The following is a 25157-nucleotide window of genomic DNA, read 5'->3' as shown; positions in this document are numbered from 1 at the left end:
TGTAATTAGAGGGAGGCTATAATGATAAAAAATCTTCTCAAATCAATCCTTTCTTTTTCGTTAGTTTTTGGTCTGTTGCTGGGTGACAGTGTCATCGCTTCTGCAGAAGAAGAGACTTCAAATGCAGGATGTTCACTCAGTAGCAAGATGAATGTGACAGTAAATGGGTTTTTAGATAGAGCGAAAGAATCGAGTGTGGTCGTATCTCAAAGCGGGAACAAGGTGGTTGAAATAATAGACCTAGAATTTCTTAAAAGATTAGAAACTTCTGTTTCTGGACCAAAGGGGAAAAAACTAGTTGGGGTTTCAATCGCATACACTCAAGCACAAGAATCATCCCTTCCAGGGGATCGTCCCGTGGTGACTCCACAATTAGGAACGGGTTATTATCTAAAAAACATTACTACTAGTGAAGCATGTGGAACAGAAATAATAAGACAATCTACTTTTAAAGGACCATCAACAGCTACCATGTCTATAAAACAAGGGGTTTCTGCCACATGGTCATCGAACACAAATATAAGCGCTGAAACAGTTTCGGCAGTGTTGGGATTTAACGTAACAAAATCTTATGAAGTTACAGACACTTATCAAATTCAAGTTCCAGCAGGAAAAACCTATACCATAATAGCTAGACCGTATTACAAAGTTTATAACTTTGAAGTTTGGTACGACCCACTTATTCGATGGGATTCTAAAGTAGGGTATGGATATGCTGCTAAGCCTGTAGGGGTATGTTTTTATTACTATGAGTAATGTTCTGTGTTCTGTTATTTATAGAAATATTGAAGCAAGTTTCCTGATGGAACTTGCTTCTGTTTTTGTGTTTCGTTTAAGCATAACGGATAGTTAAAAAGTCCTGCGGTAATATGTCAAGGTGAAAAATCATCGAAATTGGAAATTCGATTGTCCGATGATCCGAAAAAAGGCAATACTTAAGAAGCCCAGTCTTGTCTGATGTCATTAACTGGGTTTTGATAGAGCGTGCAAACATTCCGAAAGAATGTGCAAAATCCGGAACAATCCGCAAAAATTTTGCACATTATTTCAGAATCCATCTGAAATAATTTGAAAAAGTGATTCTGAAATAATGTGCTAATTTACAGTATTTTCTCCAAATCACCTTTCCCCCTTGTGGAACAAGGCTTCGAGCAGACGTGAGGCGAAGAAGGGAAATCGTCAAGGTTTTTTGTATTAGAACATAGTAGGGGAAAGGAGAGAAGGGATAAGGAAAAATTGTGCAGGTGATGTTTCACCTAAAACAAAATTTTTCGATAAATTCACTAAGGTATGAGTCGAAGTTTACTTTTGACTTATGTTTTTTTATGATCAATTTTAGAACTTTTCCCATTCATTTCAAAAAGCGTTAATTTTGATTAAAGATATAAGGTAGAGGTTCAAACCAACTTTAGAGATGAGATCAGGCTTATTTTAAACCTCTTAATGCTAACTCTTTAACAAGAATTCAAAGCCAACCTTCAAAAAAGTTCATAACTGTGTGAGACGATTTCTATACAGTTAAGAAGGGAATAATTTATAAAGGGGATGTTACGACATATTATAAAAAACGTTCCAAAATTTCCGTACCAACACAACATTTCACAAAAAATGTTCCAAATTCTCCGTACTGACACGACATTTTATAAAAAATGTTCCATATTTTCCGTACCAACACAACATTTCACAAAAAATGTTCCAATTTTTCCGTACTGACACGACATCTTTAAAAAAGTGTTCCATACTAAGTAAGCTCTTATTTAAGAAGTTTCAAGCAAATTCAGCTACTTTTTGTAACCTATGGAGTTGATCTTTTTTAGTTGATTTATAGTAACAAGATTAGGGCTGATCACGATTTCAAACAGGGGTATTGTTTCTGCCGTTAATTGGGATCTACCTTTTCGATGCTTTTTTTAAGGGAGAGAAAGAAATATATCTCACATTTCGCACCCCAGCAGTGCAGAAACAAAGGATTTTTTATTCATTTTTTTAAAATATTTTTTGAGCCAACACAACAAGCGATGGCAATCCTTTTTTTACCATCGCTCATCATTCCTTATGAGTAGTCAAAGCTACAGGGGGAAGAAGAGTGGCCCCGATGATCCTCAAGATCATTATCCAGGAACATCGCGAAAAGTCCAACCCCGATGTGGTGCGATCCACGGGGGGGAGGGGCGCGCCCCTCCCCCCGTGGGCAAATCACTCAAGCATATACGATTGTCAAGGAGCATATCCAACTGGAAATTCGATTTAAAAATCTTTCTAAACATACTATACGAGGGGGATGCAAAATGAATATTTTAAAAAGCCCAAACAAAATGAAGTTTGTTTCACTCGTTCTTTCCCTCATCGGATTGTGGTTGATGTTAAATAGTCCTGAATTAGGGAGTCGTTTTGCTTCATCCTGGGTTCGATCCATGGGGGGATCTGTGGATTCTCAAGAATATTTGCAAATGTTAAAAGAATATATAAGCACTTATAAAACGCTGGGGGGGATTTTTTTGTTTGTGGGCTTGTTTTCTTTTCTTAACAATCATCATCAGTAAACATCGTGTTTGCCTGCAGGGTGGATCCTTCGTCGCGTTGAACGCAGCTCGAAACGAGAGAATTCACCCCTTTTTGTTTCGATCGATGATACGATTGGCCAAAAAACGAAGCCCTCGTCACGGGCCACGCACGCCATTCAAGGATGTGATTGGCATGATTCTCACGCAGAGAAAAAATCGATCTGGGGACATTCTCTCCTTGATGAATATTGGCCTCATACAGCCGGCCCAAATGGCGAGCAATGGCATCGTCGTTGAACCAAGACGGATCCAACCTTGGCCGGATCAGCTTGGGCAAATCGATGTCATGCGCCCATCGTTCCAAATGAACCAGGGCTTGCCGGCCGCTCAAGATATCCAGGATGAGCAGCCAGACAACATCGCTGGCTCGGGTTTGGCATTGGGGATCCACCGGAACCAGCCGGTCAATCAGCTGAGGGAGGCCAAGATCCTTGAAGATGGCGCTTATGATATTCAAATAGGAACTTTCATAAATAGCCTGAATTCGAACGTCCATGGTGTGGAAACTCCTTTGCTTTCCTTGTGTACCAAGGACCTATTCGACATCGGGATGAAAAAATCCTCCCGATTTTCGTCGGGAGGGTGCGAAATGTGAGATGCATGGCCCCTTATCGCAATACACAGCAATGCCCCAGCCCCCCGTTGTAACGAGGGGGAGCTGTGGGGCGCGATATAGCGTTTCGATGGTGTCGCTGTTCAGATGGAGAATGCGGGTCCGTTTTAGAGCTGGTGAGGATAGGAAATTCTCTTTTGCGTCTCTAGTGTTTCATTGGAACAACGGGTTCTAATTGATAACGGTTGATACGAAAAACATGGTCGCATAAAATATCGATATCTTCTTGATGATGGCTGGTCAATAAAATAGTACGCCCTTCATGTTTGAAAGATAATAATAAACGGCGAATGATGTCCACACTTTCGGCATCTAGCGCGTTGAATGGTTCATCCAATACGAGGATTTGCTGATCTTCCATAATGGCTTGAGCGATGGCTAATTTCTGTTTCATGCCTAAAGAGTAATGTTTCACTTTTTGTTTTGCATTGGGCTGCAATCCAACCTGTTCCATTGTTTGGATAATTTTCTCATCGCTAATCTCTCCTCTTATCATAGCTAATTCTTTTAAATTTTGAAAACCTGTTTTGTTTGCGATGTACCCGGGGCGGTCTATAATAACCCCTATATTATGAGGAAATCGTTTACTTCTGCCGATTTCGATTCCATCCACAACAATCGTTCCTTCATCGGGAAAGACAAATCCGCATATCATTTTAAATAAAACGGATTTTCCAGAACCGTTCGGTCCTACGATCCCGTATATTTGCCCTTTTTCTATATCCAAATTAATGTTTTCGAAAAGGGTTATTCCTTTGTAAGATTTACTTACATTTCGTAAAGAAATAATGGTCGTCATGTTCCATCCCACCTATGTTCATTTATATTTTTAAGCTTTGTTTGAATAAATAATGAATGATAGAGAATGAAACGACATTCGCTATACTTAAAATAAGGGTCAAGGAATAAGGTGAATGATCGGCTAAATAAATAATGCTATTTAATCCTACAGGAATGATTCCTTTTACATTCACTCCGGGCAGCATCGCCACCATCAGGATGCTGATCATCACAATGCTATAGATTGACTCTTTGCTAATCCAAGAAACAATAAAGATTAAGATAATATAAAAAATCATTTGCAGAAAGCCATTGACGAAGAAGTGATAAACAATCTCAGATATGGGTTTGGAGACGAGTGTGGCATAAAACCCAATGTTTGCTCCCCAACAGGCGGCGAGTACACATGTAACGACCGCCAATGCAAACAAAAACAAAGCGATTATGATGATCAATTTTCTCATCCAGCTCCAAAACCATTTTGTTAAACTTCTAAAACGAATGATTTTATAGTATCCTAATTGTTCGATTTCGTTGTTTAGGATAAAGAGGTGAAGGAGATAAATCAATCCGAAAAACACCACTACGTAAAAAAAATACGGAATATATGCAAACCGTTCGGGGCTAACGCCAGCAAAAGACGCGACTAGAGCATCCCAAATGGTGATATCAGAATATTTTTTTAGCGAACGGATGGTCGAACCAATCCCCATTACACAGAGCAAAACATACATAATAAGCGGCAAACTCCCCTTTATTGTCTGGATGTATCGCCTTTTATGTAAGTCTAAAAATGGCAACATCCCTATACAGAAAATCAGCAATATCATTACCATGATATAACCCTCTATTAGGGGATGAAAGACATTTGCTCCGTTTGCAAGCGAAAAAAATGTAATAGGAGATAAAAAGGCGACCTCTTTTGGCAGCAGCTTAAAACCGATGATACTGAAAACGAAAAATAATAGACTAATCAAAATCATCACCCGCTTGTTTTGGGTGAGTACGTATATGATCGCAAAAATGATATGCAACAGCGAAAAGGTGAAAAGGAATAACAGAAACTGTGCTGCAAAAGTAAAGAATGGATTTGCAAAGGAACGGGACAGTTCATAAAGAGTATTTGTAAAATGTTCTGTTCGGCTTAGCTCGCTCCAGTCCCACGAAAAAGGAAATCCTATTGCGCTCCATAATGATACGAGCATCCATACGAACAAGAGTGGGGACGTGTTTGCCCAGAACTTCCTTAACGAATAATAGATCCATCGCTGAAATGATCCGACACGAATTAAAATGTGATAATCAAAATCCATAAAAATAGATTTTAGCAAGAAAAACATGACAATTGGAATAATAAAATAAATGATCAGATACGGATCATTGACTAAACGCAAAGTCACATCCCAATTATTGGGGTGCAATCGTTCCACCGCAGCCACTTGGACGATTTCTTTTTTTAATATTATACTATAAAAATAAAGAACAGCTCCGATCATGATCCATTTGATGCTGATTCCATTTTGAGTACGTTCTTTTATAAAAAACGTCCATTTCCTCATCTTATATCATCCATTCGTTCTCATTTCGTATAGAAAATACGAACAAAGTCACCGAGACAACGAGCAAAAATAAAAACGGGACAAGCACAGTCCATAAAGGCTGCTGTTCAATATTGAATGGAAAAATCGTGCTAAGCGGCGAAAACATAGGTATGTCAAACAAGGCTGTTACAAAATTAAAAATATGGTAAAAGAGAAAAGGAAGCGATAAAGCAATAAAAGGGTTGCTGATATTTAGCAATAGCATAAAGGCAATGGTCGAGTAAAGGACGCCATTGATTGCAACCCATACAGAATACACCAAGCCGTATACAAACTCTCCATAACGCAAAAATTGGGAAAAGGTAACAGCAGGTATGTGCATATTTTCATTTAAAGAGCTATAATGAATCATTCCTAAGTGATTTTCCACATACATAATAAAAATAAATGGGAAAAAAGTAAGCAAAAACGTAACGGCGCCAGTGAGTAGAGCGTTCATAAGGCCTTTACTCATGATATAGATATGCAGCGGCACTCTGGGACGAGTATAGGCAATAAAATGATTTCGTTGTTCTTGTAAAAAGGAAGGCAAATAAACGATCATCGCAATAGCAGGGAAGAGCAACGGAATAATGCCTGATACAGTTTCTTGAAATACTTCAACCGGTTTATAAAATTCATATCCTTTGCTTATCATAAAAAATCGAATCGCTGGCAGTAGCACAATCATACTGAACCATAGTAAGAGATTTTTTTTGGTACATGCCCTTTTGAGCTCCACAACCAATTGTCTATACAGCATGCTTGGCACCTCTTTTTGTGAATAATTCAAAAAAGTCATTCCATTGGATTATAGATGCAACAAAGAAATTTATCCTTGCCAGAAAAGCGGCTTGTCCGTTGTTGACGATCGAAAACAAGCAGCATGCTTGCTTTCGATCGTCGGAAAAAGTGGCTTTCTGTCTATGGGTGAACTACCTACCACCTACGCTTCGCTTAGAGGTGGGGGCTTCAAGCGACTTGTGTGTGTTCGCCGAACGGTAAGCCACACACAAGAACCCTTTACGCTTCCCTTCGTTCCGAAGGTGTCCGTTCTAGCCATATTCTCTGATGTCATTAACTGGGTTTTGATACAAAATCAGTTAGATCGATACCCCTATCGATCTTCCCCCTTTCTTGGCGTGTAGATTTGACCGTTGCGTAGCAGCGCATCGATCACACGCACGAGTTTTCGAGCGGTGAGGACGAGGGCTCGTTTATGTTGGTGCTTGGGCACTTCCTCATACTTCTTCCGGTAATAGGCGCGAAACGTCGCATCATGCCGTTGTACCGAGTTGGCAGCCTCCACTAGGTAGTAACGGAGATAGCGATTGCCGGAACGAATGAGGGAAGTCTCCTCGGCTTGGAACCGACCGGACTGGTGCTTGGACCAAGTCAGACCTGCATACTTCGCTAAGGCGGCTTGATTGTCAAAGCGCTCGATTTGTCCAATTTCGGCTAAGATACCGGCAGCGTAAACAGGTCCGATGCCAGGAATGGTTTGTAACGTATTTGGAATGCCTTCCAAATGGCGAGTAATCGCTTTGTCTAGCTCTTTGATTTGCGCTTGAAGGCTGCGAATGGATTGAATCGATAGGCCTAAAAGCAAGTCGATGGAATCCTCGACACACTTAGAAAGCCGATAGGACGAACGAGCCGCCTTTTGAATGGACTTGGCGATGCATTCCGGATCGGCAAAGCGATTGCGTCCTTTTTGGCGCAAGAAGTCAGCGAGCTGTTGCACGTCCATCTGACTGATTTCGTCTAAGCTAAACGACTCGAGAAGAAGCTCTAAGATGGCATGTCCGAAAACGGAGCTGTCCACCTCTTGGGTAAAGGAACTGCACTTGTAAAACAAGTGTTGGAGGAAGTACTGCTTTTCCCGAGTCAGCTGATGGACGAGATGATAGCGCATGCGAGTGAGCCGTTGAAGGGCGATAAACTGTTCTTGCATGACAGCTGTCACTTTCAAGCGGCCAAAGCGAAGCCGATCGGCGATGATCCACGCATCGATGCCATCCGTTTTATCCAAGTCGGTGTAAGCTTCTTTAAATTTGCGAATGAGCTTTGGATTGATGGTAAACACCTTGACATTCCAAGACCTCAGCTCCTCCTGTTGGTGGAAAAACATTGCCGGATGCCAGCTGTAGACCGAAGTGGCTTCCATCCCGATGAGAATTTCGGATGGTTGGCGCTTGTTTGCCCACAGGAGGATTTGATCGCGAAGGAAGGACGCGCCAAGGAGATGGTTGTCCGCCTTGAATTGCGCGCACGTGGTTCCTTCTTGGTCCATGATGCACGTGTATAAGTCCGTTGAGCTCACGTCAATCCCGACGTAGAGTTTCATGAGATCACCTCCAATCGTAGTAGGATCGTGGGGTTGGGACTCTTCGGGATGCCCCCGGACCGCGCCTGTTGACCAGTCACCCTCGCGTATGAGAACTCACGTTGGGCCATGGGCTGCCTGGAAGCTGCTCCTTCCAGCATGGAAATCCAACGGGAACAGCCTGCGGGTTAGACGTCCGAACAGGAGCCGGGGAGACAGACTTTTCAAGTAGTCAAAGCTACAGGGGGAAGAAGAGTGGCCCCGATGATCCTCAAGATCATTATCCAGGAACATCGCGAAAAGTCCAACCCCGATGTGGTGCGATCCACGGGGGGGAGGGGCGCGCCCCTCCCCCCACCACCTACGCTTCGCTTAGAGGTGGGGGCTTCAAGCGACTTGTGTGTGTTCGCCGAACGGTAAGCCACACACAAGAACCCTTTACGCTTCCCTTCGTTCCGAAGGTGTCCGTTCTAGCCATATTCTATCATACTCGTTAGCTAACGCCGACCGACATTCATCTCCCACTTTCACTTCGTTTAGAAGTGGGAGACTTCTTTCGGAAAGAGGTTAAACGTCTTGGTTGCATCTATATATTTGGGAAGTGAGGCTGGGAGGCAACTTCCCCTCATCAATCACAGGTCTTTTAGAAACTATTACGAAGGTAGCCGTTTAATTGCTCCTCCACTTTCCAGATACTTGAACGTTAACTGGTGTTGTAATATCATTGCTAAATTCCACTCTCGCATTTAGCCCTTTAGGAACAGAGTTCGGCAAACGTCGATAATCGTTATCAGTAACACTGCGCACCCATTCTCCTGTTCCAGAACTAGCCTGCATTCTTGCATCCACTGTATATGATCCGCCTACGACAGCAGAATGTAATTCCCCATATGTTCCAGATGAGGATTTTGTTTGATAGCCTGTGTACCCACTGCCGTTGAATCTTGGGACAGTAGTATTATATTCCGTCCAAGTAGTACCGGCTTGAACTGCAACACCAAATGCTAGCAAACCTGCGAGAAAGCCTGTCGAAACTAATTTTCTCTTCACATTAAACTGTTTCCTATCAAATTCATATTTTGGTACATTTTGATTATAAGTTTTTTTTTTTGTCAATTTCCATTTTTATAGGAGTCAGTCAAGACTTTGTGGAGAACATTTTTTCGGTTCACCACGGGCGTTGTCAATGACCGGTTAGTGAACCATTTTCAGGAATGGATATCGCGAGCACTTTCGGACTCTCATCCCTCATCTTGAGGTGATCATATTACATTCCATTTTTTTACACCCAACCACCATCCCGGAGCGCCGACAACGCTTGATGGATCGGCGTCCCGGATGACTGTTGCAGACACGGTATATTCTGACGCACCACATCCACCCACAACCGTCCGGCCTTCCGTTTGGCCTGTTCGATCCGCTTGGACTTTGTTGAGGCCGAGACGGCCGACTGGGGCTCTTGCTCCTCCCACCGTCCCTTTCTCCACCCGATCCCGTCGATTCGGGCTGCCATCGCCCTCAGAAACGCCCGAAGCCCTTGGTCTTTCCAGCTGCGGCGGGATTTCACCCGATGCGCAAACCGGCTCATCACGCTCTCGACGTGGCCCATCGGACGCATGCCGGTCGTCTCCACCCCTTGCTCCGACAGCCACTCCCGGTAGTCCCTGGTCTTTCCAGCTGCGGCGGGATTTCACCCGATGCGCAAACCGGCTCATCACGCTCTCGACGTGGCCCATCGGACGCATGCCGGTCGTCTCCACCCCTTGCTCCGACAGCCACTCCCGGTAGTCCCTCCCGGATGCATCCCGGCATCGACTCGATCCGGCGGATCATGGCAGAAAGCTGCTGTTCTTTCGCTTCGTCCTTCAACGTGCCGACCGCGCTGTTCAGCTCCACGAGAAGTCCTTCTTCGTCTTGTTTCGCCAGCTTCTTCCGCACCTCCCGCCAACGCGGATGGCTGGACAGACACTGACGCAGCTCCCGCGCCACATGAAACCGATCCAGCTGAAAGCACGCCCGCTTTCCAACATACTCCCGGCAGGCCGTGATCCACGACGCCGCATCGCCGTTGATGACCAACAGGTCCCGGCACGGATCATAGGCATATTCCTGCATCAGCCACTCCTCAAACCGTTCCCACACGTCCCCTGTCCCTTCATGGAGGCAGTGGCGCCGGTTCACCAGCTCAAGCTGCGATCCATTTCGTCTCCATCCTTCGTGAACCGCCAAGATTTTCTCCTCTTTCGCCCGTTTTCCTTTCCCCTGGCGGGAAACAGAGTCCATCCGCCTCCACAAACAGCACCCGGCCGTGCCGTTTGGGAACAGGGTGATGCAGCGAGACAGGGGCCTCGAGCACCAACCGGCGAATCGCCTCGTGGCTCATGACCGCATACCCCACGATCGACTCCAGCGTGCGAGCGGCTTTGCGGTAGGAAGAGCACTCTACGGCCAACTCGACCGCCGTTTCCTCGAGGCAAGGGCTGATCGATTGGGCTCCATCAAATCCCAGTTCGGCATCCAGCAAGAAGGTATAGGCTCCTGTTTGTCGATCGTAGTAGTCGTTCCGGCGGAATGTCACTTCCCCAAACAGCGTTTGGCTCGTAGTCGGCCGTTTGTCTTTCAGCTGATGCCGGCGCTTGTCCCACGCTTCCGCCAGTTATGGATCGATCTCCTCCAAGAGGGCGGCCAACAAGACCGCGAACACCTTTTGAAGGGTTCTCAACAATTGTTCCTTCAACTCTTTTATAAAGGCCATTCTGTGGTAAGATGTGTCATGGACTCTCTCCCTCCTGTTTTCGGCTGATGCTGACAATTACCATCGTAGCAGGGAGAGAGTCCGTTTTGCATGACCTTTGCTTATTCTACCGCGCTGCGCTTGGTGGCCCGACGAGCGTCGCAAACAAAAGTTCGCAAACCTCGTCGGGGATCATTTCGGAATGCCACCCATAAATATTTTACTCACACTTATTAAGTCGTGTGCCTATGAAATTCGGCGTTTTATTTTTTCTAGGATCCACATCGCGAAATCTTTGATATAACAGCACTTTGGCCAGTTTCATTTGCCTAAAATGGCCTCAAAACTGTCGGACTCGGGAACCAAATGATAAGAAAAAGAAACAGAGGATGTCCTCAAAAGGTCGGTTTAACGACCTTTTGAGACAGCCTCCTTCTTTTTCACCGCACCCGCCCGTTAGTCAATGCGGCACAGCTCGGGCGGGCAGCCTTCGCAGGCGATTTCGTCGCGCAAGTATTGCAAGTTGTGGACGCAAATTTTTCCTTTTTCCACGGAGATGACGCCTTTTTTCCGCAAATCGCCGAGCATGCGGTTGACAACTTCGCGGGCGGTGCCGCAAAAGTTGGCAAGCTCTTGGTTCGTCAGCGGCACGTCGATCAAAATGCCGTCTTCTTTCATGACGCCGTAGCTGTTGCACAAACGGATGAGCGTTGAATAGAGCGCTCCTTTTTTGCCGTGTAAAATCAAGTCGCGGAACTTCGTCTGCGTTTTGCGGAAATGGAGGCTCATCCATTTCATCAACTCGATCGCCAGCGTCGGATTGTTGGCGAGCTCTTGTTCAAGCCTTTCGCGCGGAATGGCGGAAACGACGCTGTCTTCCAGCACTTTCGCCGTCAGCATGTAGCGGGCTCCAGGACAAAACAACGTCAGCTCGCCGATCAAATCGCCCTCGCTGCAAATGCGCAGCGCGAGCTCCCGTCCGTCCATGTCCATTTTGCTGATTTGGATTTTCCCCGATTGGATATAGTAAAGGTCGCCTGCTTTTTCCCCTTCTTGAAACAAGTATGTTCCCTTCTCAACGCGAAGATCGCGCCCAAGCGATGTAAGCCACTTCTGCCATTCACGAGATTCCATCTCGTTCATCCGATCACAACCTTACGTAAAATGTATCGCTATCTAAAAGTGTACAGGAAAAAAGAGGGAAGTCAATATAAGGATAGTGGAAAGATTGAAAACTTGTTGAACATCGATGGAATCGTTTGTGAAAGTCTTTGCATCCCGAGGACATGAGGGCGATGGAGTCAAGGATGCACCTTGGATGCGGGGACAAATCGGTATTCGTTTCCCATAGACGGAGGGAGGGGCAAGAAAAAAATCCTCAAAAATTATTAAATATACATTTGATTTTATTTTTATACAGTATTATAATGAGAACTACATGAGGCATACGGGTGAGGGGGAACATGATGAACGTAGCCATTATCGGGGCGACGGGGTACAGCGGCGCGGAGCTGTTCCGCTTGCTATACAAGCATCCGCATGTGGGCCGCTGCGATGTTTTCTCGTCGTCGCAGGACGGAATGCATTTATCGGAAAGTTTCCCGCACGTCGGCGCGGTCGATAGTGCGGTGTTGCATAAACTTGACATCGAGGCGCTTTCCCGTTACGATGCGGTCTTTTTCGCCACGCCGCCCGGGGTGTCGGGGGAGTGGGCGCCGGCGCTCGTGGATCGGGGAGTGAAAGTGATCGATTTATCCGGGGATTTCCGTTTGAAAGACGGAGCGGTGTACGAACAATGGTACGGTCGTGAAGCGGCGCCGGCGGAATATTTGCAAAATGCGGTGTATGGGCTGACCGAGTGGAATCGGGAAGCGGTGCGCGAGGCTGTGCTCTTATCCAACCCGGGCTGTTATCCGACGGCGACGCTGCTTGGTCTCGCCCCGCTCGTGAAGAACAGTCTGATTGAAGGGGACTCGATCATCGTGGACGCCAAATCGGGCGTATCGGGCGCGGGACGGAAAGCAGGGCTTGGGACGCATTTTTCCGAAGTGAACGAAAACGTGAAAATTTATAAAGTGAACGTCCATCAGCATATTCCGGAAATTGAGCAAACGCTGCAGATGTGGAATGAAGCGGTGGCGCCGATTACGTTCAGCACTCATTTGATCCCGATGACGCGAGGCATTATGGCGACGATTTATGCGAAGGCGAAACAGCCGATTTCACCAAACGACTTAGTAGATTTATATAAAACAAGTTATGAAGGTTCGCCGTTTGTCCGCATCCGTCAACTTGGACAGTTTCCCGCGACAAAAGAAGTGTACGGCTCAAATTATTGCGACATCGGCCTCGCCTATGATGAACGGACGGGACGGGTAACGGTCGTGTCGGTGATCGATAATTTACTGAAAGGGGCTGCCGGGCAGGCGGTGCAAAACTTCAACTTGATGATGGGCTGGGATGAGGCTGAGGGCCTCCACTCCTTGCCGATCTATCCGTGAGGGAAGGGGAAAAACGATGACGATCACAAAACAAACGGGGCAAGTGGCGGCGGTCGCCGACGGAACAGTGGTTACGCCGAAAGGATTTCAAGCGGCTGGGGGGCACGCCGGGCTGCGCTACTCGAAAAACGATTTAGGGGTTATTCTATGCGACGTGCCCGCTTCGGCGGCGGCGGTGTATACGCAAAGCCATTTTCAGGCGGCGCCGCTCAAAGTGACGCAGGCGAGCCTCGCTGTAGAACAAAAATTGCAGGCGGTCATCGTCAACAGCGCCTGCGCGAACGCCTGCACCGGTGCGCAAGGGCTCAAAGACGCTTATGAAATGCGCGAATTGTGCGCGAAACAATTCGGCCTCGCGCCGCATTATGTGGCGGTAGCTTCCACCGGCGTCATTGGCGAATGCTTGCCGATGGAGAAAATCCGCGCCGGCATCAAACAGCTCGTCCCAGGGGCGACAGCGGCGGATGCGGAGGCGTTTCAAACGGCGATTTTAACGACGGATACGGTGATGAAGCGCGCCTGTTACCAAACGACCGTCGATGGGAAAACGGTCACCGTCGGCGGGGCGGCGAAAGGGTCGGGGATGATCCATCCGAACATGGCGACGATGCTCGCGTTCATTACGACCGATGCCAATATTTCGTCGCCGGTGCTGCATGCTGCGCTGCGATCGATTACCGATGTGTCGTTTAACCAAATTACGGTTGACGGCGATACGTCGACAAATGATATGGTCGTCGTGATGGCGAGCGGGCTTGCCGGAAACGATGAATTGACGCCAGATCATCCGGACTGGGAAAACTTTTATGAAGCGCTGCGGAAAACGTGCGAAGACTTGGCGAAGCAAATTGCCAAAGACGGCGAAGGGGCAACAAAATTGATTGAAGTTCGCGTGCGCGGCGCAAAAACGGACGACGAAGCGAAAAAGATCGCCAAGCAAATCGTTGGCTCCAACTTAGTGAAAACGGCCGTTTACGGCGCGGACGCCAATTGGGGGCGGATCATCGGCGCGATCGGCTATTCGGATGCTGAAGTGAATCCGGACAATGTTGATGTCGCGATCGGGCCGATTGTGATGCTGAAAGGAAGCGAGCCGCAGCTGTTCTCGGAAGAAGAAGCGACGGCGTATTTACAGCAAGAGACCGTCGTCATTGAGGTGGATTTGCACTTGGGCGATGGCTTCGGCGTAGCGTGGGGCTGCGACTTGACATACGATTATGTGAAAATTAACGCCAGCTACCGGACGTAAGGGGAGAGAACGATGGGGAAAACGGTCGTCATCAAATGCGGCGGCAGCGTGCTCGATGAGCTGTCTCCCGCCTTTTTTGCCAGCGTCAGAACGATGCGGGAACAAGGGATGGATGTTGTCATCGTCCACGGCGGCGGGCCGGAAATCGGACAGATGCTGAAAAAGCTGGGGGTGCCGAGCGAGTTTGTCAACGGCTTGCGGAAGACGACGAAAGACGTGCTCGCGGTTGTGGAAATGGTGCTCTCCGGCAAAGTGAACAAACAGCTTGTCGCGATGCTCAGGCAGAACGGCTTGCCGGCGGTCGGCGTTTCCGGCGTGGACGGGGGGCTATTCGAAGCGGAACCGATCGACTTGGCCAAACTCGGCTATGTCGGCCGTGTGAAAACCGTTCGTTCCCAGCTGTTGCGCACGCTGCTTGTGGCGGGCTACATCCCGGTCATTTCCCCGCTTGGCATCGACCAAAACGGGCAAACGTACAACATTAACGCCGACACGGCCGCCGGGGCGGTCGCAGCGGCCATCGGCGCCAGCCAGCTCGCGTTTGTGACGAACGTGCCCGGCATTTTGCGAGACGGCGCGCTTGTGGCCGAGGCGACGGTGGAAATGATTGAACGACTGATCGAAGACGGCGTCATCACGGGCGGGATGATCCCAAAAGTGCAAGCGGCGCTCTCCGCCTTGTCCGATGCGCTGCCCGAGGTGATGATCGTCAGCGGCAAAACGACGTTTTATCAGAACGGAATGTGGTATGGGACAACGATTCGGAAAGAAAACGAAGTGGGGGTCTACTAATAATGAGCGCGCTGTTTCCGACTTACAACCGTTGGAAGATTGCTGTCCAGTCGGCCAAAGGGACGGTGGTGACCGATGTAAACGGAAAACAATATCTCGACTTTGTTTCCGGCATTGCCGTCTGCAATCTCGGCCATCGCCATCCGCACGTGCAAAAGGCGGTTGAAACGCAGCTGAATCAATATTGGCACGTCTCGAACTTGTTTACGATCCCGATTCAAGAAGAGGTCGCCTCCTTGCTTGTTGCCCACAGCGCCGGCGATTATGTTTTTTTCTGCAACAGCGGGGCGGAAGCGAACGAGGCGGCGCTGAAGCTGGCGCGCAAACATACCGGACGACACAAAGTGATCACGTTTTTCCAATCGTTTCACGGCCGGACGTTCGCGACGATGGCGGCGACCGGGCAGGAGAAAGTGCATAGCGGTTTTGGTCCGCTGCTTCCGGAATTCATTCACTTGCCGCTGGATGATGTCGACGCGCTCAAGCAGGCGATGAGCGAGGACGTGGCGGCAGTCATGCTTGAGGTCGTCCAAGGGGAAGGCGGCGTCCGCCCGGTAGATCCGGCGTTTTTGCAGACGGCGGCGGAGCTGTGCCAACAACACGGCGCGCTTTTGATCATCGATGAGGTGCAAACCGGCATCGGCCGGACCGGGAAGCCGTTTGCGTACCAGCACTTTGATGTGGAGCCGGACATCATCACCGCAGCGAAAGGGCTTGGCAGCGGCATTCCGGTTGGGGCGATGATCGGCAAAGCGTTTTTGAAAGAGTCGTTTGGGCCTGGGGTGCACGGGTCGACGTTTGGCGGCAACCCGATCGCGATGGCCGCCGCCAAGGCGACGCTTGAAGCCGTGTTTGATCCGGCGTTTTTGCAAGAGGTGCAAGAAAAGGGAAATTATTTGCTTGAACGGTTGACCGAAGCGCTCGCTTCGCTTGACATCGTCAACGATGTGCGCGGGCTCGGGCTGCTGGTTGGAATCGAGTGCCAGACGGACGTTGCGCCGCTGTTGCCATTGATTCACGAAAACGGCTTGCTTGTCCTCTCGGCGGGTCCGAAGGTGATTCGCCTGCTGCCGCCGCTTGTCGTGACGAAAGCGGAAATCGATGAAGCGGTGGACATTTTAACAAACGTGTTGAACAACGCCAACGCCTCAGCCGTCTTGTAAACGGACGGCCGACGGCTTAATTTTTATTCCTGTTCATGCATAAAAATTCTTGAACGGTTATAAAAACTCAAACGATGAGGTGGCGCCAATGAAAGCGTACTTGCATGTGGCGAGCGGAAAAACGTTCAGCGGGGAGCTCGCCGCTCCGCTTGAAGAAAAGGTGAGCGGGGAGATCGTTTTTTTCACCGGCATGACCGGGTATCAAGAAGTGTTGACCGACCCGTCGTATAAAAACCAAATCATCGTTTTTACGTACCCGCTGATCGGCAATTACGGCATCAACGAAGACGATTTTGAAAGCAAGCGGCCGCATGTGGAAGCGGTCGTCGTCTACGAGGCGAGCCGAGAAGGGTTTCATTACGGGGCGAAATACAGTCTGGCGGAATACTTGCAGCATTGGAACATTCCGCTTCTCACGCACGTGGACACGCGCGCCCTTGTGAAAGAAATCCGCACCGCTGGAACGATGATGGCGGAATTAAGTTTGTCGCCGATTCCAGCCGTTGCGGATGAGGAAGCGGTGTTTCCCGTGCGCGCGGTGTCAACGAAAACGATCGAAACATACGGCGAAGCCGGGCCGCATTTGGTGCTCATCGATTTCGGCTATAAAAAGTCGATTTTGCAGTCGCTCCTTGCACGCGGATGCCGGGTGACGGTCGTGCCGCATGATACGGCGCCGGAAGCGATTGATGCGCTGAAACCGGACGGACTTGTGCTCTCGAACGGCCCGGGCGATCCGAAACAGTTAAGCCCCCAGCTCCCGGCGATCCGCCGGCTCATCGACCGATATCCGACTCTCGCCATCTGCCTTGGCCATCAGCTCGTCGCCTTGGCGTACGGGGCGGATACGGAAAAGCTTCGCTTCGGGCATCGCGGCGCCAACCAGCCGGTGTGGGACGCGGTGAAGCAAAACGTGATGATGACATCGCAAAACCATAGTTATGTCGTCAAAGAGGGAAGCTTGGTCGGCGCGCCGTTTGACATTCGCTTCATCAACGTCAACGACGGCTCGGTCGAAGGCATCGTCCATCGCCATAAACCGATTTTGTCGGTGCAATATCACCCGGAGGCGCATCCGGGGCCGCACGATACCGGCTATATTTTCGACGAATTTTTGCAAACCGTGTTTAAGGGAGAGAACGTCTATGCCTAAAGATACATCGCTTCAATCGATTCTCCTGATCGGGTCGGGGCCGATTGTCATCGGCCAGGCCGCCGAGTTTGATTACTCGGGAACGCAGGCGTGCATCGCCTTAAAGGAAGAAGGATACCGCGTCATTTTAGTGAACAACAATCCGGCGACGATTATGACCGATGAAGTTCATGCCGATGCCGTGTATTTTGAACCGCTCACCGTCGAGGCGGTTGAAGCGATTATTGCCAAAGAACGCCCGGACGGGCTGCTGGCCACATTCGGCGGCCAGACCGGGCTCAACATGGCGTTTCAGTTGCATGAAGCCGGCGTGCTGGAAAAATACGGGGTGAGACTGCTCGGAACACCGATTGAAGCCATTAAGCGCGGGGAAGACCGCGAAGCGTTCCGCGCGTTAATGCATGAGCTTGGCGAACCGGTGCCGGAGAGCGAAATTGTCACAAGCGTCGAGGAAGCGGTCGCGTTTGCCGAACAAATCGGTTTTCCGATCATTATTCGTCCCGCGTATACGCTCGGCGGGACAGGCGGCGGCATTGCCGAAAACATGGAGCAGTTTCTTGCGCTCGTGGAAAAAGGGCTTGCCGAAAGCCCGATCCGCCAATGTTTGATCGAACGGAGCGTCGCCGGGTTTAAAGAAATTGAATACGAAGTGATGCGCGACCAGTCGAATACGTGCATCACGGTTTGCAATATGGAAAACGTCGATCCAGTCGGCATCCACACGGGCGATTCGATCGTCGTCGCACCATCGCAGACGTTGACCGATGAGGAGTACCAAATGCTCCGTTCGTCGGCGGTGAAAATCATTTCCGCATTGGGGATCATCGGCGGTTGCAACATTCAGTTCGCCTTGGATCCGAACAGCAAACAATATTACTTGATTGAAGTCAACCCGCGCGTCAGCCGCTCGTCGGCGCTGGCGTCCAAGGCGACCGGCTACCCGATCGCCCGTATTGCCGCGAAGCTCGCGGTCGGCTATACGCTTGCGGAACTCGTCAATCCAGTGACGAAAACGACGTACGCCAGCTTCGAACCGGCATTAGACTACGTCGTCGTCAAGTTTCCGCGCCTGCCGTTTGACAAGTTTCCGCATGCGGACCGGAAGCTCGGCACGCAAATGAAGGCGACCGGGGAAGTGATGGCGATCGACCGCAACATGGAGCGGGCGTTCCAAAAAGCGGTGCAGTCGCTTGAAGGAAAAAACAATGGACTGTTTGGGCCGGAGCTTGCGGCGAAAGCGAATGACGAGCTGAAACAGCTGCTTGTTGACAAAGACGACCGCCGCTTTTTCGCGATTTTGGAACTGCTCCGCCGCGGGGTGGCGGTGGAGGAGATCCATGAATGGACGAAAATTGACCGCTTTTTCCTTGCTTCGTTCGAACGGCTCGTGGTGCTCGAAAAACAGGCGGCAGCCACCACGATTGATACGATCGATGAGCCGACGTTCCGCTTTTTGAAAGAAAAAGGATTTAGCGACGCCTTTTTGGCTGAAACGTGGGGCGTGTCGGAGCTTGACGTGCGGAAAAAGCGAAAAGAGCTTGGCATCACGCCGTCGTACAAGATGGTCGACACGTGTGCGGCCGAATTTCATTCGGAAACGGATTATTACTACTCGACCTATTTCGGCGAAGACGAGCGGAAGAAAGCGAGCGGCAAGGAGAAAGTGCTGATCATTGGAGCCGGACCGATCCGCATCGGCCAAGGCATTGAGTTTGACTACAGCTCCGTTCATAGCGTGTTCGCCTTGCAAAAAGAAGGCTATGAAACGGTGATGATCAACAACAATCCGGAAACCGTCAGCACGGACTTTGCCGTCGCCGATCGCCTTTACTTTGAGCCACTTACCTTAGAGAGCGTCTTGGATGTCATTGAAGCGGAGCAAATCAAACATGTCATCGTCCAATTTGGCGGCCAGACGGCCATCAATTTGGTCAAAGGGCTTGAAGAAGCCGGCGTGCCGCTGCTGGGCGTCACGTACGATATGATTGATCAGCTCGAGGACCGCGACCGTTTTTACCAGTTGCTTGAGGACCTTGACATCCCGCACGTACCGGGCTTGATGGCGAACAACGCCGAGGAGCTCGCCGCCAAAGCGGCTGAGATCGGCTACCCGGTGCTGCTTCGTCCATCGTACGTCATCGGCGGGCGCGGCATGTTTATCGTCCATAGCGAGGCGCAGCTCGCCGCTTTGATTGAGCAAGGCGAGTTGACATATCCGATTTTGATTGATGCGTATTTGGATGGGAAAGAGGCAGAGGCCGACATCGCCACGGATGGGACGGACATTTTACTGCCGACGATTATCGAACATGTCGAAAAAGCCGGCGTCCATTCCGGCGACAGCTATGCTTGGCTGCCGGCGCAGACGCTCACAGACGAAGAAAAAGCGAAAATCATCGACTATGCGGGCCGGATCGCCAAAAAGCTTGGCTTTAAAGGAATCATGAACATCCAATACGTCATTGCGGACGGCAATGTATACGTCCTTGAAGTGAACCCGCGCGCGAGCCGGACGGTGCCGATCGTCAGCAAAACGACCGGCGTGCCGCTGGCGCAAATTGCGACAAAATTATTGCTTGGGAAATCGCTTGTCGACATCGTGGACGACAAAGCGCGCGGATTGGCGGTCATGCCGTACGCCGTGTTAAAGTATCCGGTCTTTTCGAGCCATAAGCTGCCGGGGGTTGACCCGATGGTTGGACCGGAGATGAAATCGACCGGTGAAGGCATCAGCATCGCTGCGACGAAAGAAGAAGCGGCGTATAAAGCATTTTATCCGTATTTGCAAAAGAAAGCGAACGCGAACGAGATCTACGTCATCGGCAACATCGACGCCGAACTGGAGGCGGAGATGACAGCGAAACAGCTGACCATCGTTTCAGATGGTTCATTTGCCGATTGGGTGAAGCGCGACACGGCGCTCGCGGTGATCAACTTGGGCAAAGAAGAAGATGAGGCAAACAAACGAATGACTGCGTTGTCCCGACAATTGCTCGTCTTCACGGAACGTGAGACATTGAAGCTCTTCTTGCAGGCGCTCGATGTCGATCATCTTGATGTGCAGCCGATCCACGGCTGGTTGGAAAAGAAAAAACAGGCAGAACAGGCGGTGATCGCATGAATGCAGTCATGTCATTAAAAGGGAGAGATTTTTTAACGCTTCTTGATTTCTCGACAGAAGAAATTTTGGACTTGCTGTCGTTAGCAGCTGATTTAAAAGCGAAACAAAAATCCGGTGTATCGTATACGCCGCTTTCCGGGAAAACAATGGCGATGATTTTTGAAAAGCCGTCAACGCGCACGCGCGTGTCGTTTGAAGTCGGCATGATCCAGCTTGGCGGCCAAGCGATGTATTTAAACGGCAACGATTTGCAGCTTGGCCGCGGCGAAACGATCGCCGATACGGCCCGCGTCTTGTCGCAATACGTCGATGTCATGATGATTCGCACATTTGCCCATCAAAAAGTCGAGGAGTTGGCCGAGTATGCGTCCGTTCCGGTCATCAACGGTCTGACGGACGACGATCATCCGTGCCAGGCGCTGGCGGATTTGCTGACGATTTATGAAGCGAAGAAAACGTTCCAAGGCGTCAAACTCGCCTATGTCGGCGACGGGAACAACGTCGCCAACGCCTTGCTTGTTGCGGCCGCCAAAGTCGGCATGGATGTCGCCATCGCCTGTCCGCCGGGCTATGAGCCGAAGGAGGAATACGTCGAGGCGGCGCGCCGGATCGGTGAACAGACAGGCGCCGCCGTCACGGTGACGCACGACCCGCTTGTGGCGGTGGCGGGAGCCGACGCGATTTATACGGATGTTTGGACGAGCATGGGGCAAGAAAGCGAAAGCGCCGAGCGGCTGAACGTGTTTCAGCCGTACCAGGTGAATGAAGAGCTCGTCAAAGCGGCCAAACCGGATTACCTCTTTTTGCATTGCCTGCCGGCCCATCGCGGCGAAGAAGTGACGGCCGGCGTCATGGACGGCCCGAACTCGGTCGTCTTTGAACAGGCTGGCAACCGGCTTCATGCCCAAAAAGCGATTTTAGTGTCGATCCTATAGGAAAAAGGAATTCCCGTTTCGGGAGTTCCTTTTTCACTTTGAAAAGGATTTCGAGGGGAGAGCTCTTTTTCGTTGTGAACAGCTTGGCGTCCCGTTTGCGGCCTGCCATCATTTTCCTTCTTATGAACGGCGATGAAACCGGGCATGATAACAAATGCAATCGAAGCAAGGGGGATGAAACAAATGGGCCAACCGCGCCATTTCAAACCAGGCGATAAAGCGCCGAACAACGGTGTATACATTGAAATCGGCGAAACGGGAGACAACGTGAAACACCCGAAAAAGCTGAAACTGAAAGCCGGCGATACGTTCCCGGAAACGTCGAACCATAACCGGCATTGGACGTATTTGCGCAAAACGTGAAGCAGAACAAAAGCCATTCCAAGCATGGAGTGGCTTTTCATTTGCCGTGCGCTTCGCAATCCACTATAATGATTTATAGTCAAAAAAGGTCAAATGGAGGGGACGGCATGGAGGCAAGCCGTTTGACGGAAAAACTGCAAGAGGCGCTGATGGCGGCGCAGTCGCTGGCGAAAGAACGCCATCATCAACAGCTTGATGTTGAGCATCTCCTCATTGCGCTGCTCGAACAAGAAGGTGGCCTGGCGCCGCGGCTCGTGGAGCTTTCCGGCGCCGACAAGGAAAAGGCCGCTCACTGGCTTCGCAGCCAGCTTCGTCAAAAGCCGGAAGTGCATGGGGCGGACGGGCAGCTGTACGTTGCGCCCGCCTTGGCGCGGCTGCTTGAGGAGGCGGAAAACGAAGCGAAGCGAATGCAAGACGAGTACATATCGGTCGAACATGTGCTGCTCGCGCTGCCTCATGGCGCCGAGCCGGTTGCCCGGCAGCTGGCATCGTTTGGCTTGACAAAGGAAGCACTGGTAGAAGCCGTGAGAAAGGTAAGGGGGAATCAACGCGTGACAAGTCCACATCCGGAAGCAACCTATGAAGCGTTGGCCAAATACGGGCGTGACCTTGTCGCCGAGGCGAAAGCGGGAAAAATCGATCCGGTCATCGGCCGCGACAGTGAAATTCGCCGCGTCATCCGCATTTTATCGCGGAAGACGAAAAACAACCCGGTGCTGATCGGCGAGCCGGGCGTTGGGAAGACCGCTATTGTCGAGGGGCTCGCCCAGCGCATCGTGCGCAAAGATGTCCCGGACGGGCTGAAAGACAAAACGATTTTCGCTCTTGACATGAGCGCGCTCGTCGCCGGAGCGAAGTTTCGCGGTGAGTTTGAAGAGCGGCTGAAGGCTGTATTGAACGAAATCAAAAAAAGCGAGGGCCGCATCATCTTGTTTATCGACGAGCTGCACATGATCGTCGGCGCTGGCCGGGCCGAAGGGGCGATCGACGCCGGCAATATGTTAAAGCCGATGCTCGCCCGCGGCGAGCTGCGCTGCATCGGGGCGACGACGCTTGATGAGTACCGACAATACATCGAAAAAGACCCGGCGCTCGAACGCCGCTTCCAGCAAGTGCTCGTCCAAGAGCCGAGCGTCGAGGACACGATTTCGATCTTGCGCGGGTTGAAAGAGCGATACGAAGTGCACCATGGGGTGAAAATTCACGATCGCGCGCTCGTCGCGGCTGCGGTGTTGTCCGATCGCTACATCTCGGATCGCTTTTTGCCTGACAAGGCGATCGACTTGGTCGATGAAGCGTGCGCAACGATCCGGACGGAAATGGAATCGATGCCGTCGGAGCTTGATGAAGTCATGCGCCGCGTCATGCAGCTGGAAATTGAAGAGGCGGCTTTAAGCAAAGAAACGGATGAAGCGAGCCGCGAGCGGCTGGTGGCATTGCAAAAAGAACTCGCTGACTTGCGCGAAAAAGCGAACGCCATGAAAGCGCAATGGCAACAAGAAAAAGAGGCGCTTGACCGTGTCCGCCGCGTGCGCGAGGAACTTGAGCGGGCGAAGCGTGAGCTCGAGGATGCGGAAAACGACTACGATTTAAACAGGGCGGCCGAGCTGCGTCATGGACGGATCCCGCAGCTTGAGAAGCAGCTCAGGCAGCTCGAGCAAGAAATCAACGAGCAACGGGAAGGAAAATTGCTGCGCGAGGAAGTGACGGAAGAAGAGATTGCCGAAATCGTGTCACGCTGGACCGGCATTCCGCTCACCCGCCTTGTCGAAGGGGAGCGGGAAAAGCTGCTGCGGCTTCATGAATGGCTCCATAAGCGGGTCATCGGCCAAGACGAAGCGGTGGAGCTCGTCGCCGACGCCATCTTGCGGGCGCGGGCCGGCTTGAAAGATCCTCATCGCCCGATCGGCTCGTTTTTGTTCCTTGGACCGACCGGCGTCGGCAAAACGGAGCTGGCCAAAGCGCTTGCCGAGGCGCTGTTTGACAGCGAGGAGCAGCTTATTCGCCTCGACATGTCCGAATACATGGAAAAACATGCTGTCTCCCGTTTGATCGGGGCGCCGCCCGGCTATGTCGGCTATGAGGAGGGCGGCCAGCTGACCGAGGCGGTGCGGCGCAAACCGTATTCCGTTCTATTGTTCGATGAAATCGAGAAAGCTCATCCGGACGTGTTCAACATCCTGCTGCAGCTGCTCGATGACGGACGGCTCACCGACTCGCACGGGCGGACAGTCGATTTTAAAAACACAGTCGTCATTATGACATCGAACATCGGCTCGCCGTTGTTATTGGAACACAAAGACGGCGGCATCGATGAACAGACGCGCCGCCAAGTGTTTGACCAATTGCGCGCCCATTTCCGCCCCGAGTTTTTAAACCGGATCGACGATATCGTCTTATTTAAGCCATTGTCGATGAATGAGGTGAAGGGCATCGTCGAAAAGTTCGCACGCGAGCTGTCGCGCCGTCTGACAGATCGCCATATTGGACTTGTGCTGACCGAAGCGGCGAAGCAATACATCGCCGAAGCGGGCTTCGATCCAGTATATGGCGCCCGCCCCTTAAAGCGGTTTATGCAAAAGCAGATCGAAACACCGCTTGCGAAAGAGCTGATCGCCGGGCGGGTGAGAGAGTACGGCACCGTCACGGTCGATGTTGACAACGGGAAGATCGTCATTCGTCCGTCGGCGCAAACGAGCTGAAGGGGACGCCGCCGACGCCGAGAGACGTGCTTTTTGTCGGGAGCGTCAAAAGTTTTATGAAAACTTCATACAGACCACCCCATTGAGCATCGCAGAGCACGTGAAGAGCCTGTCGGGGTTGGCCGCATTGTTTGAGCATGGGCGGAAAACACAAGCCCACATCAATCGAGATGGAATCCCCCTCCGCTTACATCTATATGCGTGTTGGAATGGGGCTTCTCGATTAGGGATGACAAAAAACAACGCCTTGGGACTTTCACCCCAAGGCGTTGTCTTATGAGGAGAATGATCAATGGTGATGATCCCCAGCCGGCTCGTCCGGAATCAGGGCTGCAATCACGAAGACTAAGATCGTCACGATGACGCCAAGCAAAGCACCGGTTGCGAAGTTGTAGCCGATGCCTTGCATCGAGCCCATGACGTACGTTGCCATTTGCACAAGCAAAAACGTCCAGAAAAACGTCCAAAACAGGCGCATCACATTTCCTCCTATCTTCGCATCATTCCTTTTCTTATCTTATCACAATTTGTCGTGTAGGCATATACCCGGACGTTTTTTTCAGACGCGCATATCGTATACT

At 50.5% G+C, this 25157-nt stretch carries 18 protein-coding genes and 4 pseudogenes; 12 read left to right on the top strand and 10 right to left on the bottom strand.

Annotation, left to right across the window (positions count from 1 at the left end):
• Window positions 1-21 precede the first annotated feature (21 nt).
• The 3 genes and pseudogenes from B9L19_RS14455 to B9L19_RS14440 form a co-directional block, all read left to right on the top strand.
• On the top strand, window positions 22-756 hold the full coding sequence (locus B9L19_RS14455; RefSeq protein ID WP_025950015.1) for a hypothetical protein: 735 nt from the start codon (window positions 22-24) through the stop codon (window positions 754-756).
• Window positions 757-2288: 1532 nt separating this feature from the next.
• The gene (locus B9L19_RS14445) at window positions 2289-2543 is read left to right on the top strand and encodes a hypothetical protein (RefSeq protein WP_025039302.1); all 255 of its coding nucleotides are present in this window, start codon (window positions 2289-2291) and stop codon (window positions 2541-2543) included.
• A gap of 21 nt (window positions 2544-2564) precedes the next feature.
• Window positions 2565-2744 (top strand): annotated as a pseudogene (locus B9L19_RS14440) (IS701 family transposase); the annotation flags it as partial.
• On the opposite strand, the pseudogene B9L19_RS14435 reads toward B9L19_RS14440, so the two are convergent.
• The 9 genes and pseudogenes from B9L19_RS14435 to B9L19_RS14395 form a co-directional block, all read right to left on the bottom strand.
• Window positions 2743-3060: pseudogene (locus B9L19_RS14435) on the bottom strand (DUF4277 domain-containing protein); the annotation flags it as partial. The pseudogenes B9L19_RS14440 and B9L19_RS14435 overlap by 2 nt on opposite strands.
• A gap of 262 nt (window positions 3061-3322) precedes the next feature.
• On the bottom strand, window positions 3323-3976 hold the full coding sequence (locus tag B9L19_RS14430; RefSeq protein ID WP_025948816.1) for an ABC transporter ATP-binding protein: 654 nt from the start codon (window positions 3974-3976) through the stop codon (window positions 3323-3325).
• A gap of 22 nt (window positions 3977-3998) precedes the next feature.
• Window positions 3999-5516 (bottom strand): hypothetical protein, encoded by a 1518-nt coding sequence (locus B9L19_RS14425; protein ID WP_047753522.1) that lies wholly within the window; start codon window positions 5514-5516, stop codon window positions 3999-4001.
• A gap of 1 nt (window position 5517) precedes the next feature.
• Window positions 5518-6300, bottom strand: a complete 783-nt coding sequence (locus B9L19_RS14420; RefSeq protein WP_025948818.1) for an ABC transporter permease — start codon at window positions 6298-6300, stop codon at window positions 5518-5520.
• A 354-nt stretch (window positions 6301-6654) separates the two neighbouring features.
• Window positions 6655-7884 carry an IS110 family RNA-guided transposase gene (locus tag B9L19_RS14415; RefSeq protein WP_025950322.1) on the bottom strand — a complete coding sequence of 410 codons (1230 nt, stop codon included), beginning with the start codon at window positions 7882-7884 and terminating at the stop codon, window positions 6655-6657.
• 648 nt (window positions 7885-8532) lie between these two features.
• The gene (locus tag B9L19_RS14410; protein ID WP_241772023.1) at window positions 8533-8979 is read right to left on the bottom strand and encodes a hypothetical protein; all 447 of its coding nucleotides are present in this window, start codon (window positions 8977-8979) and stop codon (window positions 8533-8535) included.
• 166 nt (window positions 8980-9145) lie between these two features.
• Window positions 9146-9538 (bottom strand): annotated as a pseudogene (locus B9L19_RS19605) (UPF0236 family transposase-like protein); the annotation flags it as partial.
• Window positions 9522-10638: pseudogene (locus tag B9L19_RS19180) on the bottom strand (ISLre2 family transposase); the annotation flags it as partial. The pseudogenes B9L19_RS19605 and B9L19_RS19180, both read right to left, overlap by 17 nt.
• A gap of 415 nt (window positions 10639-11053) precedes the next feature.
• Window positions 11054-11740: a Crp/Fnr family transcriptional regulator gene (locus B9L19_RS14395; protein WP_047753521.1), complete on the bottom strand. Its 687-nt coding sequence runs from the start codon at window positions 11738-11740 to the stop codon at window positions 11054-11056.
• Between the two features lie 323 nt (window positions 11741-12063).
• Here B9L19_RS14395 and argC point away from each other — a divergent pair, with 323 nt between their 5' ends.
• From argC to clpB, 9 genes are all read left to right on the top strand, one after another.
• The gene (argC, locus tag B9L19_RS14390) at window positions 12064-13098 is read left to right on the top strand and encodes an N-acetyl-gamma-glutamyl-phosphate reductase (RefSeq protein ID WP_047753520.1); all 1035 of its coding nucleotides are present in this window, start codon (window positions 12064-12066) and stop codon (window positions 13096-13098) included.
• 16 nt (window positions 13099-13114) lie between these two features.
• The gene (argJ, locus tag B9L19_RS14385; protein WP_025948690.1) at window positions 13115-14347 is read left to right on the top strand and encodes a bifunctional ornithine acetyltransferase/N-acetylglutamate synthase; all 1233 of its coding nucleotides are present in this window, start codon (window positions 13115-13117) and stop codon (window positions 14345-14347) included.
• Between the two features lie 12 nt (window positions 14348-14359).
• Entirely contained in the window at window positions 14360-15139 is a 780-nt protein-coding gene (argB, locus tag B9L19_RS14380; protein ID WP_025948689.1) for an acetylglutamate kinase, read from the top strand.
• A gap of 2 nt (window positions 15140-15141) precedes the next feature.
• Window positions 15142-16302, top strand: a complete 1161-nt coding sequence (gene argD, locus B9L19_RS14375; RefSeq protein ID WP_025948688.1) for an acetylornithine transaminase — start codon at window positions 15142-15144, stop codon at window positions 16300-16302.
• A gap of 88 nt (window positions 16303-16390) precedes the next feature.
• Entirely contained in the window at window positions 16391-17455 is a 1065-nt protein-coding gene (locus B9L19_RS14370) for a carbamoyl phosphate synthase small subunit (RefSeq protein WP_025948687.1), read from the top strand.
• Window positions 17448-20576, top strand: coding sequence for a carbamoyl-phosphate synthase (glutamine-hydrolyzing) large subunit (carB, locus tag B9L19_RS14365; protein ID WP_025948686.1), 3129 nt, complete (start codon window positions 17448-17450; stop codon window positions 20574-20576). Before B9L19_RS14370 ends, carB begins: the two co-directional genes overlap by 8 nt.
• Window positions 20573-21511, top strand: coding sequence for an ornithine carbamoyltransferase (argF, locus tag B9L19_RS14360; protein WP_025948685.1), 939 nt, complete (start codon window positions 20573-20575; stop codon window positions 21509-21511). The genes carB and argF overlap by 4 nt, the downstream gene beginning before the upstream one ends.
• Before the next feature lie 183 nt (window positions 21512-21694).
• On the top strand, window positions 21695-21874 hold the full coding sequence (locus B9L19_RS14355) for a YjzC family protein (protein WP_025948684.1): 180 nt from the start codon (window positions 21695-21697) through the stop codon (window positions 21872-21874).
• 107 nt (window positions 21875-21981) lie between these two features.
• Complete coding sequence (gene clpB, locus B9L19_RS14350; protein WP_047753519.1) at window positions 21982-24576, top strand: ATP-dependent chaperone ClpB; 2595 nt, start codon at window positions 21982-21984, stop codon at window positions 24574-24576.
• A 289-nt stretch (window positions 24577-24865) separates the two neighbouring features.
• On the opposite strand, the gene B9L19_RS14345 is transcribed toward clpB, so the two are convergent.
• Window positions 24866-25054 (bottom strand): YjzD family protein, encoded by a 189-nt coding sequence (locus B9L19_RS14345; protein ID WP_011230302.1) that lies wholly within the window; start codon window positions 25052-25054, stop codon window positions 24866-24868.
• Window positions 25055-25157 lie beyond the last annotated feature (103 nt).

This window comes from Geobacillus thermocatenulatus, assembly GCF_002217655.1.
GTDB lineage: Bacteria > Bacillota > Bacilli > Bacillales > Anoxybacillaceae > Geobacillus > Geobacillus thermocatenulatus.
This window is presented reverse-complemented; position numbering and strand designations above follow the sequence as displayed.

Bases quoted from the DNA above. Each gene is read 5' to 3' on its own strand.
- B9L19_RS14455 (WP_025950015.1), top strand. From the start codon at position 22: ATGATAAAAAATCTTCTCAAATCAATCCTTTCTTTTTCGTTAGTTTTT.
- B9L19_RS14445 (WP_025039302.1), top strand. From the start codon at position 2,289: ATGAATATTTTAAAAAGCCCAAACAAAATGAAGTTTGTTTCACTCGTT.
- B9L19_RS14430 (WP_025948816.1), bottom strand. From the start codon at position 3,976: ATGACGACCATTATTTCTTTACGAAATGTAAGTAAATCTTACAAAGGA.
- B9L19_RS14425 (WP_047753522.1), bottom strand. From the start codon at position 5,516: ATGAGGAAATGGACGTTTTTTATAAAAGAACGTACTCAAAATGGAATC.
- B9L19_RS14420 (WP_025948818.1), bottom strand. From the start codon at position 6,300: ATGCTGTATAGACAATTGGTTGTGGAGCTCAAAAGGGCATGTACCAAA.
- B9L19_RS14415 (WP_025950322.1), bottom strand. From the start codon at position 7,884: ATGAAACTCTACGTCGGGATTGACGTGAGCTCAACGGACTTATACACG.
- B9L19_RS14395 (WP_047753521.1), bottom strand. From the start codon at position 11,740: ATGAACGAGATGGAATCTCGTGAATGGCAGAAGTGGCTTACATCGCTT.
- argC (WP_047753520.1), top strand. From the start codon at position 12,064: ATGAACGTAGCCATTATCGGGGCGACGGGGTACAGCGGCGCGGAGCTG.
- argJ (WP_025948690.1), top strand. From the start codon at position 13,115: ATGACGATCACAAAACAAACGGGGCAAGTGGCGGCGGTCGCCGACGGA.
- argB (WP_025948689.1), top strand. From the start codon at position 14,360: ATGGGGAAAACGGTCGTCATCAAATGCGGCGGCAGCGTGCTCGATGAG.
- argD (WP_025948688.1), top strand. From the start codon at position 15,142: ATGAGCGCGCTGTTTCCGACTTACAACCGTTGGAAGATTGCTGTCCAG.
- B9L19_RS14370 (WP_025948687.1), top strand. From the start codon at position 16,391: ATGAAAGCGTACTTGCATGTGGCGAGCGGAAAAACGTTCAGCGGGGAG.
- carB (WP_025948686.1), top strand. From the start codon at position 17,448: ATGCCTAAAGATACATCGCTTCAATCGATTCTCCTGATCGGGTCGGGG.
- argF (WP_025948685.1), top strand. From the start codon at position 20,573: ATGAATGCAGTCATGTCATTAAAAGGGAGAGATTTTTTAACGCTTCTT.
- B9L19_RS14355 (WP_025948684.1), top strand. From the start codon at position 21,695: ATGGGCCAACCGCGCCATTTCAAACCAGGCGATAAAGCGCCGAACAAC.
- clpB (WP_047753519.1), top strand. From the start codon at position 21,982: ATGGAGGCAAGCCGTTTGACGGAAAAACTGCAAGAGGCGCTGATGGCG.
- B9L19_RS14345 (WP_011230302.1), bottom strand. From the start codon at position 25,054: ATGCGCCTGTTTTGGACGTTTTTCTGGACGTTTTTGCTTGTGCAAATG.